Source organism: Arthrobacter sp. Edens01, assembly GCF_001307035.1.
Taxonomy (GTDB): domain Bacteria; phylum Actinomycetota; class Actinomycetes; order Actinomycetales; family Micrococcaceae; genus Arthrobacter_B.
Map to the genome: position 1 here is coordinate 321,088 of NZ_LKIU01000002.1, position 16,219 is coordinate 337,306.

Consider the following 16,219-nt stretch of genomic DNA (forward strand, 5'->3'; position numbering starts at 1 on the left):
CGAAAGCGGCCGGCCCCCTAAGGGACCGGCCGCTTTCGCTAGCCGAAGGGACGCTGATTAGTCAGCAACGCCGACGAACTCAGCCTGCTCGTTGGCCGTGGTCTCGCCGGTGGCGAGGTTGGCACGCAGCTTGGCGCCGAGGTCGGCGTCAACGTTGGTCCAGTACTGGATTGCAGCTTCGCGGATGTGCGGGCGCTGCACACCGGAGACTGCACCGGTGATGGTCTCCAGGAAACGGGCCTTGGCGGCGTCGTCGAACACCTCGCGGTACAGCGTGCCGGCCTGGCCGAAGTCGCTGTCCTCGGAGTGCAGGGTCGCCGCGGAACGCACCAGGGCGCCGTCGTTCTCCCACGTGCCTTCGCCGGCGAGTGCCGGGTCGGCCACGGGGCCGCCCAGGGTGTTCGGGGCGTAGACCGGAGTCTCGGGGGAGTTGAAGAAGAAGCGGCCGGAGCCGTCCTGGGAGTAGTTGTTAACCGGGGCCTTCGGTGCGTTGACCGGCAGCTGGTTGTAGTTGGTGCCAACGCGGTAGCGCTGGGCATCCGGGTAAGAGAAGATGCGGGCCATCAGCATCTTGTCCGGGGAGGCTGCAATGCCCGGAACCAGGTTGGCGGGGGAGAGTGCCACCTGCTCGATCTGGGCGAAGAAGTTCTCCGGGTTGCGGTTCAGGGTGTGGGTACCCACCTTGATCAGCGGGTAGTCAGCGTGCGGCCAGACCTTGGTCAGGTCGAACGGGTTGAACCGGTAGTTCTTGGCGTCGTCGTACGGCATGACCTGAACGTGCAGGTCCCAGGACGGGAAGTTGCCGGCGGCAATGTTCTCGTACAGGTCGCGGCGGTAGTAGTCAGCGTCGGCGCCGGCGATGCGCTCTGCTTCTGCACCGGTGATCTCGTGGTTGCCCTGGTTCGAGGTGAAGTGGTACTTCACCCAGAAGCGCTCACCGGCAGCGTTGATCCACTGGTAGGTGTGCGAGCCGAAGCCGGGCATTTCACGCCAGGAGCGCGGGATGCCGCGGTCGCCCATCAGGTACGTGACCTGGTGTGCGGACTCGGGGGAGTTGGTCCAGAAGTCCCACTGCATGTCGGCGTCACGCAGGCCGGAACCCGGGAGGCGCTTCTGCGAGTGGATGAAATCCGGGAACTTGATGCCGTCGCGGATGAAGAACACCGGGGTGTTGTTTCCGACGATGTCGTAGTTGCCTTCGGAGCTATAGAAACGCAGCGCGAAACCGCGGACGTCGCGCCAGGTGTCGGGCGAGCCCATTTCACCGGCAACAGAGGAGAACCGCTGGATGGTTTCGGTGGTGGTGCCGGGCTGGAAAACAGCGGCACGCGTGTACATGGAAACGTCTTCGGTGACGGTGAATTCGCCGAACGCGCCGCCGCCCTTGGCGTGCACGATGCGCTCCGGGATGCGCTCCCGGTTGAACTGGGCCAGCTTCTCAACCAGGTAACGGTCGTGGAGTACAACCGCGCCGTCAGCTCCGTGGGACAGCGAGTGTGCGTCGCTGGCAACCGGAGTGCCGGTCTGGGTGGTGGTGAAGTTCGACATTCTCTCTCTTTCTTCTTTGGGTGGAGTGTTTAAGTCGATGGGTCAGGAAGTCTTGCCGGCAGTGTCCGGCTTGGCTGCGCAGTCGGCGCAGAGGCCCTGGTAGAGCACATCCGCAATCTGGATGGTCATGCCATGGGTGTTGCTGGGGGTCAGGCACGGTGCGTGTCCGACGGCGCAGTCAACGTCCTCGATGTGTCCACAGCCGGTGCACATCGCGTGATGGTGGTTGTCATCGACGCGGGTCTCATAACGGGCGGGAGAGTGCGGCGGTTCGATCCGGCGCAGCATGCCCGTTTCCGTGAGATCGGTGAGCACAACGTAGACGGACTGGAGGCTGATGTCCGGAAGGGTGGTCCGCACAATAGCTGCGACTTCATCCGCACCTGCGTGCGGTGAATGTTCGACGGCGTCCAGCACGGCCAGGCGCTGCTTGGTGACCCGGCGTCCGTGTGCACGCAGCTGCGCTGACCACTTGTCAGTGGCTGCCGCGGAGGCTGCTGTGGAAGTCATGCGTCAACAGTACCGTTTATTCTGAGTTATTCATAATAAGGTGACCCTAATCGTGCACGCTTAGGGTGGTGGTGCGGCAACGTGTGCTGCAGCCAACCAGGAGGCAAAGTGTCCGCAACAGCTGCCCGGCCCCAGGCGCTCCGCCTGCGAGTGGGCAAAACCGAGGTGGGGCTGCGCTCATCCGGGACGCCGGGGCCATCAGTGGTGCTTGTCCACGGGATCGGCGCGTCACCGCGATACTTCGAGCCCCTGGTCCGTGAGCTCTCGCGGGACCACTCCGTCCACTGTGTAGAGCTGCCGGGGCATGCGGGCCTGCCGAAGCCGGAAGAGCCGCTCAGCATGGCGGGGTACGGCGCCGCCGTTGCCCAGTCGCTGCGCCAGGCCGGAATTTCCGAGGCAGTGCTGGTGGGCCATTCGATGGGATGCCAGGTGGTGGTGGAGGCGGCCCTCGCGGATCCGGACCTCGCCAGGTCACTGCTGCTGCTCGCTCCAACAGTGAACCGGGCCGAACGCACCATCGCCGAGCAGGCGCTGCGCCTGGGCCAGGACACCCTGCGTGAACACCCGGCAGTCAATTGGACTGTCTTCTCGGACTACCTTCGCACCGGGCCCCGCTGGTACCTGGGCACCCTTCGCCGGATGATGGAGCACAGGCTTGAGGAACGCCTTGCCCTTGCAGCCTGCCCGGCTGCGGTGGTGAGCGGGAGCAGGGATCCAATCGTGCCGCGCTCCTGGCTCCTGCGGCTGGAGCAGGCCGGGTCCGGCGTGCAGCTTGGCGAAGTTCCTGCGGCCCCGCACGTACTGATGTGGACGCACCCTGCCCAGACAGCGCAGTGGGTGCGCAAACTCGGGAAAGCAGTCCCGTGACCGGTACCGGGAGAAGCGCAGAACGTCCGGGGCTTCTGCGGCGGGTCCGGTACCGGCTGCGCCTGGCTGCGGCGTGGGCGGCCGACTACGCCTACGTGGCGCGGTGGCAGGTGCAGGGATTCCTGTTCCGTCTTGATCCGGCCCCCTATCTGGAGCCTGCGGGAGGCCAGGCGCCCCGGCTGCCGGTGGTGCTGATCCCGGGCGTCTACGAAAACTGGCAGTTCCTCCGGCCGCTGGCCGCTGCGCTAGCCGAACGCGGTCACCCGGTGCACACCGTCAACAGCCTGGGCTACAACCGGGGCCGGGTGGACAGGATGGCCCGGCTGGTGGAGGCCTACCTGGACTCCGCCGGCCTGCAGGACGCGGCGATCGTGGCGCACAGCAAGGGCGGCCTGATTGGAAAGCAGGTCCTGCTCGGGCCGAAGGGGCACCGCATCCGGCACCTGGTGGCGATCAACACGCCTTTCTCCGGCTCACCGTACGCCCGGCTCTTCTTCCTCCCGTCCATCCGGGCGTTCTCCCCGCGCAATGCCCTGCTCCGCAGCCTGCAGGCAAGCCTGGATGCGAATGCCAGGATTACCTCCATCTATGCCGGCTTTGACCCGCACATCCCCGGCGGCAGCAGGCTCGACGGCGCACGCAACATCCAGCTCGAGGCCATGGGACACTTCCGCCCAGTCGGAGACCCCGAGGTGCACCGGCTCGTTGCCGAGGTGCTGGAGAACCAGGGTGCGCCGGGCAGCGCTCAAAGCCGGCCCTAGCTGGCTCCGTGCGCCAGCGCCTGTCCAACGGCGGATTCAACGCCGGCGGTCCAGGGGTCGCCGTGGCCTGTCAGCAGCAGGGGAGCCCGCGTCTCGGCGAGCGCGTTCAGGGATTCAAGCGCCGCAGCGCTGTTGGCCGTCGCCGCCCCTGAGACAATCTGCGGGCCGCGATGGCCGGTATAGGGGTTGAGGGTGACCAGTGCATCGCCGGCAATGAGTGCCCCGCGGTCCGGAAAATGCAGGGACACATGCCCGGCGGTGTGTCCCGGCGTCGGAATCACCTGCGGAGCACCCGGCAGGACCGCCGCAGACCCGGCGTCGAGCGCATGGACGTCCGCTACGCCGCGGACCATCAGGGCGCCGGCCATAGTCATGGCCCCCAGCTGCCGAAGGGAACCGGGAAAGCGGATCGGATACTGGAACCGGGCCCGTTCATGGGCGTACCGGTACGGGTGGGCAGCGATGTAGTGGTCCGCCGGATCTGCCAGGACGGGAGCACGGAACTCGATGCGCAGCTTCGCCGCGGTGCCCACATGGTCAAAGTGTCCATGTGTCAGCACAATCGCACTGACCGAACCCGGGCCGTAGCCAAGGGACCGGACGGCTCCTGAAATCTCGTGCTGCGCGGCAGGCAGTCCGGAGTCGATGATCATCACCTCGCCGTCACCCTCGACCAGATACACGTTTGTGTAGGCGTGCTCGATCAGGTGGATACCGTCAGCAACGTTGCGGGTCAGCATGGTTCCTCCTAGGCATGCGGTGAAAGGACAATCCTAAGCTTGCTTTCCGCCTGATGGTGCCAGCTCCGCCGCAAGGGGTCACCTTGACCGGCCACCGGGCAGCGCTCGCCTAGACTGCTCGAGTGCCAAGACTGCTCGCTGACCTCACCCCGCTGCGCGAAAGCCGGGATTTCCGCCGACTGTGGACCGGAACAGCGCTTTCCGCGGTCGGTACACAGCTCACCCTCGTCGCCGTAAGCCTGGAGGTCTATGAACTGACCCAGTCCAGCCTGTACGTGGGAATGCTCGGCGTGGTCGGCCTGGTGCCGCTTGTACTGGCCGGGTTGTACGGCGGATCAGTGGTGGACGCCTACGACAGGCGCAAGGTGGCACTGTTCTCCGCAGTCGTTCTGTGGCTTACCACCATCGGCATCGCGGTGCAGGCCTGGCTCGGCCTTCAAAACGTGTGGCTGCTCTTTGCCCTGGTGGCCGTCAACGCCGGTGCCGGAGGCCTGAACCATCCCGCCCGCAGTGCAATCATTCCGCGGCTTATCCGCACCGAGCTGCTTCCGGCAGCAAACGCCCTGAGCATGATTACCTTCGGCCTGGCCATGGCGGTAGGGCCGCTTCTGGCAGGTGTGCTGGTGGGGCAGGTGGGCTACGGCTGGACTTACACGATCGACGTCGTTACATTCACAGCCGCCATGTGGGCGCTGTACCGCCTGGATCCAATGCCTCCGGTTGGCCAGGTGCAGAAGGCCGGGCTGAAGTCCGTGCTCGAGGGCTTCACCTTCCTTGACACACGCCCCAACATCCGCATGACGTTCATTGTGGACCTGGCGGCCATGGTCCTGGCCCAGCCGCGTGCGCTGCTGCCCGCCATTGGGGCGCTGATGCTGGGCGGGGGGAGCTGAAACAGTGGGCATCCTGCTCGCTGCCACGGCTGCCGGCGCGTTCCTCGCCGGCCTCTTCTCCGGGCCCCTGGGCCTGGTGCGGCGGCAGGGGCTGGCCGTTATGTGGTCGGTGGTTGCCTGGGGACTCTCAGTTGCCGCATTCGGTGTGGTGGTGGTGCTGGCAGGTGAGCACGACGGCGGCGGCGTCTCACCGTGGCTCCTTCCGGCGGCGCTGGCCATGGGGGCTGCGGGCATCGCCGACTCGATCAGCGGAGTCTTCCGTTCCACGATCCTGCAGGCCGCCACACCGGACGCCATGCGCGGCCGGCTCCAGGGAGTCTTTGTGGTGGTGGTCGCCGGCGGTCCCCGGCTGGGAGACCTGGTGGCCGGAATCGACGCTTCCCTTCTGGGAGAGGGCTGGGCCGCCGTCGCGGGAGGACTGGCGTGCGTTGCCGCCGTCGTGGTCCTGGCCCGGCTGCAGCCCGCGTTTGCGCGGTACGACGCCAGGCACCCGGCTCCATAATTCGCCAAGGACCGGGAAGAACCGCCGTGGAACAGTGAGCGGGGCAGATACGTTAACGCTTAGGAAAAGTACCGCGGAAGGTTTTGGACCTGCGCTCCTGATGGGAGGGTGGGGCCTTCCGCCCAGGAAGGATCGTGTACACGTGCACCGACATTTCAACGGTTTGAAGACCGCACTCCTCTTTGGCGTGCTCTTCGCCGTGCTGCTGGGAATCGGCGGGCTGCTGTCCAGCGGCACGGGGAACTCCTCGTTCATCTGGATTTTCCTGGTGATCGGCCTGGCCACGACGGCGTACAGCTACTGGAACAGCGACAAGCTCGCCATCAGGGCCATGCATGCCGTGCCGGTAACCGAAGCCCAGGCCCCGGAAATGTACCGGATTGTCCGTGAGCTCTCGGCCAAGGCCAACCAGCCGATGCCCCGGCTGTATATCTCGCCCACCATGGCGCCGAACGCCTTCGCCACCGGCCGCAACCCGCAGAACGCCGCTGTCTGCTGCACCCAGGGCATCCTGGCGCTGCTCAACGAACGCGAGCTGCGCGGGGTACTGGGCCACGAGCTGATGCATGTCTACAACCGGGACATCCTGACCTCCTCGGTTGCCGCTGCGATTGCCGGCGTCATCACCTCGCTGGGGCAGTTCCTGCTCTTCTTCGGCGGCGGCGACCGCCGCAACCAGAACCCGCTGGCCATGATCGCCATGGCCATCCTGGCTCCGCTGGCGGCCAGCCTCATCCAGATGGCCATCGGCCGTACCCGGGAGTACGACGCCGATGAGGACGGCGCGACCCTGACCGACGATCCGCTGGCGCTGGCATCGGCGCTACGGAAGCTTGAAACCGGAACCCAGCAGGCCCCGCTGCCCAACACGGACCAGAAGCTGGTCAACACCTCCCACCTGATGATTGCCAATCCGTTCCGCAACGGCGTGCGCGGCCTGCTGGCCACCCACCCGCCGATGGCTGACCGGATCCGTCGCCTCGAAAACATGGCGGGACGCCCACTCGGTTCCTAAGCGCAGCGGCATCGACACAGAAAGCGAGCACACATGCGGCTGATCCTCGTCCGCCACGGCCAGACGCCGTCGAACATTGAACGGCTGCTGGACACCGGAGCCCCCGGGCCCGGGCTGACCGAACTCGGCCTGGCCCAGGCAGCGGCCCTGCCTCAGGCCCTCGGGCATGAGCAGATCAGCGGCGTCTACGCCTCAAACCTGGTGCGCACGCAGCTCACCGCCACGCCGCTGGCCAACGCCCTTGCCCAGCCCATTGAGGTCCGGGAAGGGCTGCGCGAAATCTCCGCCGGCAACCTGGAGATGCGCGGGGACAGCGAATCCATCCAGGCCTACCTGCGCACGGTCTACGCGTGGGTGCAGGGCGATCTCTCCGTGAGGATGCCCGGTGGTCCGGACGGCGCGGAGACGCTGGGCCGCTTCGATGAGGTGGTCTCCGAACTGCAGCGCACGGGACAGCAGACTCCGGTGATCTTCAGCCACGGCGCGATCATCCGGGCCTGGGCCACCGCACGCGCCCGCAATGTGGGGCCGGACTTCATTGTCCACAACACGCTGAGCAATACGGGAATCGTGGTGCTTGAGTCCAAACCGCGTCCGGAAGCCCACGGGCATGCCTGGGAACTGCTCACCTGGCAGGGGGAGGCCGTCGGCGGTTCCACCCTGGAGGACCCGGGGGCTGACGGCCCGGCGGGCGAGGACGTCGAGCTCACGCCCTGAGCCCGGCAACAAACGACGGCGGCGCTTCCCGGAAGGGGGGGGCGCCGCCGTCGTTTTCTTCGTCTGCGTTAGATGCAGTGATTAGCGGAAGTTGATGAACTGCAGATCGACGTCCAGGTCGGCGCCCTTCAGCATTGCCATGGTGGCCTGCAGGTCGTCGCGGGACTTGGAGCTGACACGAAGCTCATCGCCCTGGATCTGGGACTTGACGCCCTTCGGGCCCTCGTCACGGATCATCTTGTTGATCTTCTTGGCCTGGTCCTGGGCGATGCCTTCCTTCATGGAGGCCTCGATCCGGTATTCCTTGCCCGAGGCGTAGGGCTCGCCGTCATCGAGGGACTTCAGCGAGATTCCCCGCTTCACCAGCTTGGACTGGAAGACGTCCAGGACGGCCTTGACGCGTTCCTCTGAGTTGGCCTTCATCAGGATCTTTTCGCCGCTGAAATCGACCTCCGCACCGACACCCTTGAAGTCGTAGCGCTGTGCGATTTCCTTCTGGGCCTGGTTCAGGGCGTTGGCGACCTCCTGCTTGTCGATCTTGCTGACGACGTCGAATGATGACTCGCTGGCCATAATGCGCTCCTTAGGTGTGCGTGGGTAGGTGGACTTCTCCTGTGCACCAGCCTAATAGGTGGGCAGGGCCCCCGGGCAGCCGCGGGTGCTCACAGGCAGTATTCAGCCCCAGCGCACCGTCCTCACATCTGCCTGGGAAAAGGTTGGGACCATGAGCACGCACCCCACTGAACCCAAGGAGCCTCCGCGCACAGCCGCGAAGGCGGAGACCGAAGAACCAGAGGGACAGAGCCCCGTGCCGCCGGGAACGCCCGTGCCGCCCGGGGCAGCGGCGCTGGTGTCTGCGGCATCGCCGCGTCTGTCTGCCGGAATCCGGCTGCGGCGGGTGGCAGCATCCTCCATGATCGCTGCCGTGTCGGTGACGGGTGTGGGTGCGGCATCGGCGCAGGCCCGGGAACCGCAGGAAGCTGCGTGGCTGGTCCCCGCCGAAGACGTGGAGGAAACATCCGCCCAGCTGCCGCTGGCCAGCCCTGCTGCAGCAGCCCGGGACGGTGCCGAGCGACTTGCCGGCGTCCGCCGGGACCTCGCCAATGCGGTCGCATGGGGCAGCGTGACTGCTTCCCAGGCGGAGCATTTCTATGCCCAGATCAGCGCCCGGATTGCCCGCGGACTCTAGCCCGGGGCGCCGATTCGATTCTTGGGCCAATGTTCTGTAAAGTTGTCTTGCCCGCGGTTACCGCGGACAAAGTCTTCGCAAGAAGGCCTTCGGCAGATTACCCGAGCGGCCAAAGGGGGCTGACTGTAAATCAGCTGGCAATGCCTACGGGGGTTCGAATCCCTCATCTGCCACCGAAGAGAGAACATCCCCGGTCTTAGGACCGGGGATGTTTTTTTGTTTTCCCACGTCCCAACCGCCGCCGAAGCGACCGGCAGCCAAAATCTCGGCACAAAAGCACCGGTTATGGGCACGCCCCCAAGAACTATGTGACTAGGCCGTCTAGTGTTTCTAAGCATGAAAGAGGACCTGGCTCTGGACCGTCTTGCCGAACAGTTTCGGGAAGCGCTGCGCGAAGCCGTCTTCCTCGTGCGCCACATGGACACGGAATTCGGCATTACCTCTAATCAGCTGGGTACGCTGCGGATGGTGGACGGCGACGGCATGCGGGTTTCCGACGTCGCCAGGAACCTGGGCGTCAAGGTTCCCAGCGCCACGGAGCAGATTATCCGCCTCGAGCATGCAGGCCTGGTGCGGCGGAGTCCGGACCCCGAGGATTCACGCGGTGTACGGGTCAGCCTGACTCCGGACGGACGCCGCAAACTGGCAGTTGAAACCGAGCGCCGGGAGTCGCTGCTCTCGGACCTGCTGGGCCAGCTGGGCGCCGCAGAGCAGGAGAAACTGCGCGAGGCGCTGCCGGTGATCGCCAAGGTCACGCAGATGGGATTCTCCACCGTCGGCTGAACCCGGTCTTCACCGCAGAGCGAACAATTGCAGACATCGTCCGGCAGGCGCTATAGCGTGGATGCTATGGCAACTATTGACATCACCGAGGCAACGTTCCCCGAGACCATTGAGGAAAACGACATTGTGTTCGTTGACTTCTGGGCGGACTGGTGCGGCCCGTGCAAGCAGTTCGCACCGGTTTACGACGCCGTCTCGCAGCAGCACGAGGACATCACCTTCGCGAAGGTGGACACCGAGGCTGAGCAGGGACTTGCCGCAGCCGCTGGCATCACTTCCATCCCCACCCTGATGGCGTTCCGCGAAAAGGTGCTGGTGTTTTCCCAGCCCGGCGCGCTCAACGCGAACCAGTTCAGCGAACTGGTCGAAGCCGTGAAGGGACTGGACATGAAGGCTGTCCACGAGCAGATCGCCGCCCAGGAACAGGGCCAGGCAGCAGCCGGCCAGGATGGACAGGTCAGCTAGCGCACCAGCGCTCCACAGCTAAACACCAGCAGGGAGCTCCTCCGGCAGCGGAGGGGTTCCCTGCTGCGCGTTAACCTTCCGAGCCGCTGCCGGAGCCCCCTGACCGATAAGTATTTTCCCTAGCCGCGAGCTTTGACGAGTTGTAGGCTCGTGCATCCCGGGGGAGCCGCGCTGACGCCGGCTGCCCGTCTGCCGGGGGAACCCAGTCAACGACGACCAAGGTTACAAGGCGAGGAATACCAAATGAGCGGTAATCGAGCAGTTGCTTATATCGAGCCCGGTGTTGTGGAAGTCCAGGACATCGACTATCCAACCTTCGAGCTCCGGGACGGTCCGGGGGTGAACCCGGCCAATGTGGGACGCAAGCTGCCCCACGCGGCCATTCTGAAGGTCCTGACAACCAACATCTGCGGGTCCGACCAGCACATGGTCCGCGGGCGCACCACGGCACCGGCGAACCTGATCCTCGGACACGAGATTACCGGCGAGGTAGTTGAAACCGGACCGGATGTGGAGTTCATCAAGGTTGGCGACGTGGTGTCCGTCCCCTTCAACATTTCCTGCGGCCGCTGCCGGAACTGCAAGGAGCGGAAAACCGGGATCTGCCTCAACGTGAACCCGGACCGTCCCGGCAGCGCCTACGGCTATGTGGACATGGGCGGCTGGGTGGGAGGCCAGGCAGAATACGCGCTTGTGCCCTACGCGGACTGGAACCTGCTGAAGTTCCCGGATTCTGAGCAGGCCATGGAGAAGATCATGGACCTGACCATGCTCTCCGACATCTTTCCCACCGGCTACCACGGCGCCGTCACGGCGGGCGTGCGTACCGGCTCCACCGTCTACATCGCCGGTGCCGGCCCCGTCGGGCTGGCCGCGGCAGCGGGTGCACAGCTGCTGGGTGCCGCCGTCGTCATCGTCGGTGACCTCAATGAGGACCGGCTGGCGCAGGCGCGCAGCTTCGGCTGTGAAACCGTGGACGTCTCCAAGGGCGATCCCAAGGACCAGATCGAGCAGATCCTGGGTGTTCCGGAAGTGGACTGCGGCGTGGACGCCGTGGGGTTCGAGGCCCGCGGGCACGGGCACGGATCCGGACAGGAGGCTCCGGCGACGGTCCTGAACTCGCTGATGGACATCACTGCGGCAGGCGGGGCGCTGGGCATCCCGGGCCTGTACGTCACCGGCGACCCCGGCGGAATTGATGAGGCAGCCAAGGTCGGCTCGCTGTCCATCAGCCTGGGAACGGGATGGGCCAAGTCGCTGTCCTTCACTACCGGCCAGTGTCCGGTGATGAAGTACAACCGCGACTTGATGATGGCCATCCTCAATGACCGCGTGCAGATTGCCAAGGCGGTGAACGCCACCGCTATCCGTCTCGATGATGCACCGGAGGCATACCGGGAGTTCGACTCCGGTGCGGCCAGGAAGTATGTCATTGACCCGCACGGAGTTACCGGAGCCAACGCCAACTAGGGTCCGGAGGTGAAGGGCCGCCGGGAAGGACGCACGAATTGCGTTCCCCGGCGGCTCTTTGCGCGACCGCACCTTCCGCCCGCTGACGGCGCCTCGCTAGACTCGATGAGCCGGAGACCCCCCTCCCAGTATTTTCGTGGACCTTCGGCTGCACCACTCATGCGGGACACGAGTTGGAAGCGGGGACCAGATGCGCACAATCCTCACACGCCGGGACGGGTTACAACCCCTCCGCCGGGGCACCGCCCCGCCGCCTGGGTGCAGTTGGCCAATATGCCCTCAACCTGACGGAGCAGTGCAGTGAACGGGGCGGATACCGCCTGGGTCCTGGTATGCGCCGGGCTCGTGCTGTTCATGACGCCGGGGCTGGCACTGTTCTACGGCGGGATGGTTCCCGTACGGAACGTGCTCACCATGATGATGCAGAACATCATCCCGCTGGGCGTCATCACCCTGACGTGGATTCTGGTGGGCTACACACTGGCCTTCAGCAACAAGGGGAACTCCGTTCTGGGAGAGTTCGATGCCTTCGCCCTGATTACCGTGGACACACCCCAGTTCCATACCGTCACCGCAGGGGTGACCATCCCTGCCCTGGCGTTCGTGGCATACCAGATGATGTTCGCAATCATCACTCCTGCCCTGCTCACCGGTGCCACCGCCGGACGGCTGAAATTCGCCGGCTGGACGGTATTCCTGGTGGCCTTTTCAATCCTGGTCTATCCCCAGGTGGCCCGCTGGCTCTGGCATCCCAAGGGCTGGCTCGCCCAGCTCGGCGCCCAGGACTGGGCCGGCGGCCTCGTGGTTCATGCCTCCGCCGGTGCCGCAGCCGTGGCAGTGCTCCTGGTAGTGGGACGCCGCCGGGGCTGGCCGCAGCTCAAGACCTCACCCAACAACCTGCCGCTAATGCTGGTGGGTGCGGGGATTCTGTGGTTCGGCTGGTTCGGGTTCAACGCCGGCGATGGGCTGCAGGCCAACGACATCGCCGCCCAGGCTCTGATCAACACCCACGTGGCCGGCGGAGCCGCCATGCTGACATGGCTGCTGGTTGAACGCCTCACCAGCGGACACTCCACGCTGGTTGGGGCAGTGTCCGGAGCCGTGGCGGGGCTGGCCACGATTACCCCGTGCGCCGGATTCGTCAACACCGGCTCCGCGCTGCTCATTGGGCTGATCGCCGGCTGCGTCTGCTGCTTCGCGGTCCGGCTTAAGCACCTGCTGCGCTACGACGATGCACTGGATGTAATCGCCGTGCACTTCGTCGGAGGCCTTATCGGTTCGTTCATGCTGGGGTTCTTCGCGGACAGCGCCGTGAACCCGGTCAGCGCCGACGGCCTGTTCGCCGGCGGCGGCGGGCTCCTGCTGTGGCATCAGACCGTGGCAATCGTCTGCGTCGTGGTGTTCTCGTTCGTGCTGAGCTGGATCGTCGCAGCGCTCATCAACCGGACCATTGGCCTGCGCGAACCGGGCCCGGAACAGGACTCGCTGGATCAGGTACAGCAGGGCCAGTCGGGATATTCCCTGAGCGGTGTTACTGCCCACCCCACGACCAGCGGACGCGGTGCCGGTGCACCTCAGGGGGATGCGGCCGGGCCGGGCGAACCACGGCATGTGATCAGCGCGATCGTCAACACCGAACGGATCGACGGGCTGCGCGATGCCCTGCTGATGGCCGGCGCCAGATCCATTGAACTGATGGAGACCACGGTTTATACCGGCCGGGTCCGTACCGAGGTTTTCCGTTCCGACGTGCGGAAGCTGGACTTCGAGGAACGGATGCGGGTGTACGCAGCCGTCGACGACGAGCATGAAGAGGCCGTAGCCGCCGTCCTGCGGCGTTTCGGTGCTGAACCTGAATCGGTCCACCGGCTGGAAATCAGTCCGTAGCCGGCCGCGGATTTAGCCAGTTCCCGGGCCGCACCTTGGCTGCCCGGGAACTGTTCCGTTTTTTTGGGAGGGGGATCAGCCGCGGTGGAGTGCGACCGGTTCTGCCAGCAGGGCGCTGAGGGATTCATCCAGGTCCTGCTTGGCCGCGCCGGCAGCGTGCCGGGCCAGGTCATCTTCGGATGCCCAGCGTTCGGTCAGGACAATCCGGTCCTCTGATTCCTCAGTGATTTCGTACCGCAGGCAGCCCGGCTCGGCCTGAACCTGTTCGATCGCGATTTCCAGGGCCAGCTTCACGCGGAAGAACTCTCCGGGGTTGGGAACGAATACGGCTGTCAGATCTACGGGTGCGCTCATTCAACCAACCTTAGGCGACCGGCACACCGGGCAGCGTCAGTGCCTGCGGTGGTCCTGGGGCGCAAGCCGCGGACCGTAGGCCTGTTTGCGGAAACCGGTCAGGACGATCATGCGCACTACCCGCTGCCTGTGCCCGCGCCAGGGTTCCAGCAGCGCCAGCATCCCGGCGTCGTCCGTCCGTTTGCCGGTCAGCGCGGCACCCACATCTGCGGCGAGGTGGAAGTCTCCCACGGAAACATGGTCGGGGGAGCCGTGCGTGCGCTGCAGGATTTCTGCCGCGGTCCACGGCCCGATTCCCGGAAGGGACTGCAGCTTGGCGCTGACTTCCTCTCCCAGCGGCATGCCGGCCAGGCGTTCAAGGCCCGACGCCGAGGCACAGGCCCGCAGGATGGTGCGGGAACGGTGCGAATCAACGCCGGCCCGGTGCCAGTCCCAGCTGGGAATCCTCCGCCATCCCGAGGCCTCGGGAGCGAGCATCAGCCCCGGGGGCACCGGCCCCGGCGCCGGCTCACCAAAGCGCTGTACCAGGTACCGCCAGGCGTGGACCGCTTCCATCTGGGTTACCTTTTGGCCCAGCACCATGGGCACCAGGGTCTGGAGGATCCTTCCGGTGCTGGGCAGCCGGAGGCCGGGGTGGCGCCTGCGGGCCTCACGCACAGCCGCAGGCAGGGTTGCCAGGAAGGCCGGATCGTCGAAAGAAGACCAGTCGTCGTGCTCGCCCAGCAGCGCCGGAACGGAGGCGAGCGCCTCCTCCGCGCCCGGACCCCAGGCCTGGGCCGAAACCCGGGCGGGCGAACGCAGCGCGCCGGCATGCTGGGTGAGCCGGAGCGTTGCCGGTCCGGTACGGGTACGGAAAGCCAGCCAGACCCCTGCATCGGAAAGCTGCACGGTGGGATCGGAGGCCCCGTTCGCCAGGGTCCGCAGCGTGCGTACCAGCTCCAGCGGGCGGGAGAACTCGAACTCACCGCGACTGGAGGCCGATCCGGAAGACATGCCACCATGCTCGCACGCCCGGAGTGAACTTCTGTCCCAAAACCACGGGGACTGTAAGCAAGTTTGCTACGCAGTGTTCAGCCCGGCCTGTTCCTTCGCGCCTCAGCCAGTAACGTGGTGCGCATGAAGTATGCCAACACTGTCCTGGACCTGATCGGCAACACCCCGCTGGTGAAACTCCACCACGTCACCGAAGGCATTAAAGCCACGGTGCTGGTGAAGCTGGAGTACCTCAATCCCGGCGGTTCCATCAAGGACCGCATCGCCGTGAAGATGATCGAAGCGGCGGAAGCGGAAGGCAAACTGCGCCCGGGCGGGACGGTGGTTGAACCGACCAGCGGCAACACCGGCGTCGGCCTTGCCCTGGTGGCCCAGCAGAAGGGCTACAACTGCATCTTCGTCACGCCGGACAAGGTTGGTGTGGAAAAGCGCGACGTACTGCGCGCCTACGGTGCCGAGGTGGTGGTGACGCCCACCGCCGTCGCGCCCGAAAGCCCCGAATCCTACTACGGTGTCTCCGACCGGCTGGTCCGGGAGATCGACGGCGCCTACAAGCCCGACCAGTTTTCCAACCCGGCCGCCCCGGCCAGCCACTACGAGTCCACCGGACCCGAGATCTGGAACGACACCGAGGGAAAGCTCACCCACTTCGTTGCAGGTGCAGGCACCGGCGGAACCATCACCGGCACCGGCCGCTACCTGAAGGAAGTCTCCGCGGACCGCCCCTCAGGCCCGGTGAAGATTATCGCTGCTGATCCCGATGGTTCGGTCTACTCCGGCGGCACCGGACGCCCGTACTTCGTGGAAGGCGTCGGCGAGGACATGTGGCCCGGCAACTACGATCCGTCGGTTCCGGACGAGGTCATTGCCGTCAACGACGCCGAGTCCTTTGCGATGACGCGCCGCCTGGCGCGGGAAGAGGGCCTGCTGGTAGGCGGGTCCTCCGGCATGGCCGTGGTGGCTGCGCTGCGTGCCGCCAAGGATCTGGGGCCCGACGACGTTGTGGTGGTCCTGCTGCCGGACAGCGGCCGGGGATACATCGGCAAGATCTTCAACGACGGCTGGATGAAGTCCCACGGGTTCCTGGCCGATCAGGATCAGGATGCCTCCGTAGCGGACGTGCTGGCAGCCCGCGGCGGCGAGCCTGCACCGTACGTACCCAAGACGGCCACCGTCCTGGAAGCCGTTGAACTGCTGGCCCGGCACGGCAGCAGCCTTCCGGTGCTGTCCCACGAGCCGCCGGCAGTGCTGGGTGAAGTGCACGGCTCGGTGGATGAGCGCTCGCTGAGTGAGAAACTCTTCCGTGGCGAAGCCAAGCCCGGGGACCCGGTCAGTGAGCACCTCTCGGCCAAACTGCCGCAGATTGGTGCCGGGGAATCCGTATCCGCAGCGATGGAACGCCTGGCAGAGGCAGACACGCTGCTGGTCGCCTCCGGCGGCACCTGGCACGGTATCCTCACCCGCCGCGACCTGCTCTCCTACCTCAGCGCCTAGACCCGTAAACCCCGAGCGCCGCCGCGCCGGC

16 protein-coding genes, 1 tRNA gene and 1 pseudogene are annotated in these 16,219 nt (G+C 65.8%); 12 read left to right on the forward strand and 6 right to left on the reverse strand.

Annotated features, from left to right (window positions below; translation table 11 throughout):
• Positions 1 to 57: 57 nt before the first annotated feature.
• Complete coding sequence (locus tag AO716_RS01885) at positions 58 to 1,548, reverse strand: catalase (protein ID WP_055239264.1); 1,491 nt, start codon at positions 1,546 to 1,548, stop codon at positions 58 to 60.
• A gap of 42 nt (positions 1,549 to 1,590) precedes the next feature.
• The gene (locus AO716_RS01890) at positions 1,591 to 2,058 is read right to left on the reverse strand and encodes a Fur family transcriptional regulator (protein ID WP_055239265.1); all 468 of its coding nucleotides are present in this window, start codon (positions 2,056 to 2,058) and stop codon (positions 1,591 to 1,593) included.
• Between the two features lie 108 nt (positions 2,059 to 2,166).
• On the opposite strand from AO716_RS01890, the gene AO716_RS01895 reads away from it, so the two are divergent.
• Entirely contained in the window at positions 2,167 to 2,925 is a 759-nt protein-coding gene (locus AO716_RS01895) for an alpha/beta fold hydrolase (RefSeq protein WP_055239266.1), read from the forward strand.
• A complete protein-coding gene (locus AO716_RS01900) occupies positions 2,922 to 3,686 on the forward strand; it encodes an esterase/lipase family protein (RefSeq protein WP_235471976.1) in 765 nt (254 codons plus the stop codon). Before AO716_RS01895 ends, AO716_RS01900 begins: the two co-directional genes overlap by 4 nt.
• Here the strand turns inward: AO716_RS01900 and AO716_RS01905 are convergent.
• A complete protein-coding gene (locus AO716_RS01905) occupies positions 3,683 to 4,426 on the reverse strand; it encodes an MBL fold metallo-hydrolase (protein ID WP_055239267.1) in 744 nt (247 codons plus the stop codon). The genes AO716_RS01900 and AO716_RS01905 overlap by 4 nt on opposite strands.
• Before the next feature lie 122 nt (positions 4,427 to 4,548).
• Here AO716_RS01905 and AO716_RS01910 point away from each other — a divergent pair.
• The 3 genes and pseudogenes from AO716_RS01910 (at position 4,549) to AO716_RS01920 (ending at position 7,553) form a co-directional block, all read left to right on the forward strand.
• Positions 4,549 to 5,821: pseudogene (locus AO716_RS01910) on the forward strand (MFS transporter).
• Positions 5,822 to 5,963: 142 nt separating this feature from the next.
• Positions 5,964 to 6,836 carry a zinc metalloprotease HtpX gene (gene htpX / locus AO716_RS01915; protein WP_055239268.1) on the forward strand — a complete coding sequence of 291 codons (873 nt, stop codon included), beginning with the start codon at positions 5,964 to 5,966 and terminating at the stop codon, positions 6,834 to 6,836.
• A 33-nt stretch (positions 6,837 to 6,869) separates the two neighbouring features.
• The gene (locus tag AO716_RS01920) at positions 6,870 to 7,553 is read left to right on the forward strand and encodes a histidine phosphatase family protein (protein ID WP_055239269.1); all 684 of its coding nucleotides are present in this window, start codon (positions 6,870 to 6,872) and stop codon (positions 7,551 to 7,553) included.
• Between the two features lie 81 nt (positions 7,554 to 7,634).
• Here AO716_RS01920 and AO716_RS01925 read toward each other — a convergent pair whose 3' ends face one another.
• On the reverse strand, positions 7,635 to 8,126 hold the full coding sequence (locus AO716_RS01925) for a YajQ family cyclic di-GMP-binding protein (protein ID WP_055239270.1): 492 nt from the start codon (positions 8,124 to 8,126) through the stop codon (positions 7,635 to 7,637).
• Positions 8,127 to 8,277: 151 nt separating this feature from the next.
• Here AO716_RS01925 and AO716_RS01930 point away from each other — a divergent pair, with 151 nt between their 5' ends.
• From AO716_RS01930 to amt, 6 genes are all read left to right on the forward strand, one after another.
• A complete protein-coding gene (locus AO716_RS01930; protein ID WP_055239271.1) occupies positions 8,278 to 8,742 on the forward strand; it encodes a hypothetical protein in 465 nt (154 codons plus the stop codon).
• 91 nt (positions 8,743 to 8,833) lie between these two features.
• Positions 8,834 to 8,915: transfer RNA gene (locus AO716_RS01935), tRNA-Tyr, on the forward strand.
• 163 nt (positions 8,916 to 9,078) lie between these two features.
• Positions 9,079 to 9,525, forward strand: coding sequence for a MarR family winged helix-turn-helix transcriptional regulator (locus tag AO716_RS01940; protein ID WP_055239272.1), 447 nt, complete (start codon positions 9,079 to 9,081; stop codon positions 9,523 to 9,525).
• A 66-nt stretch (positions 9,526 to 9,591) separates the two neighbouring features.
• Entirely contained in the window at positions 9,592 to 9,990 is a 399-nt protein-coding gene (gene trxA / locus AO716_RS01945) for a thioredoxin (protein ID WP_055239273.1), read from the forward strand.
• A gap of 243 nt (positions 9,991 to 10,233) precedes the next feature.
• Complete coding sequence (gene fdhA, locus AO716_RS01950) at positions 10,234 to 11,460, forward strand: formaldehyde dehydrogenase, glutathione-independent (protein WP_055239274.1); 1,227 nt, start codon at positions 10,234 to 10,236, stop codon at positions 11,458 to 11,460.
• 300 nt (positions 11,461 to 11,760) lie between these two features.
• Entirely contained in the window at positions 11,761 to 13,347 is a 1,587-nt protein-coding gene (gene amt, locus AO716_RS01955) for an ammonium transporter (protein ID WP_055239275.1), read from the forward strand.
• Between the two features lie 75 nt (positions 13,348 to 13,422).
• On the opposite strand, the gene AO716_RS01960 is transcribed toward amt, so the two are convergent.
• Positions 13,423 to 13,701, reverse strand: a complete 279-nt coding sequence (locus AO716_RS01960; RefSeq protein WP_055239276.1) for a putative quinol monooxygenase — start codon at positions 13,699 to 13,701, stop codon at positions 13,423 to 13,425.
• Positions 13,702 to 13,737: 36 nt separating this feature from the next.
• The gene (locus tag AO716_RS01965; protein WP_235471977.1) at positions 13,738 to 14,694 is read right to left on the reverse strand and encodes a DNA-3-methyladenine glycosylase family protein; all 957 of its coding nucleotides are present in this window, start codon (positions 14,692 to 14,694) and stop codon (positions 13,738 to 13,740) included.
• 123 nt (positions 14,695 to 14,817) lie between these two features.
• Here AO716_RS01965 and AO716_RS01970 point away from each other — a divergent pair, with 123 nt between their 5' ends.
• Positions 14,818 to 16,188 carry a cystathionine beta-synthase gene (locus AO716_RS01970; protein ID WP_055239277.1) on the forward strand — a complete coding sequence of 457 codons (1,371 nt, stop codon included), beginning with the start codon at positions 14,818 to 14,820 and terminating at the stop codon, positions 16,186 to 16,188.
• The last annotated feature ends 31 nt before the right edge of the window (positions 16,189 to 16,219 follow it).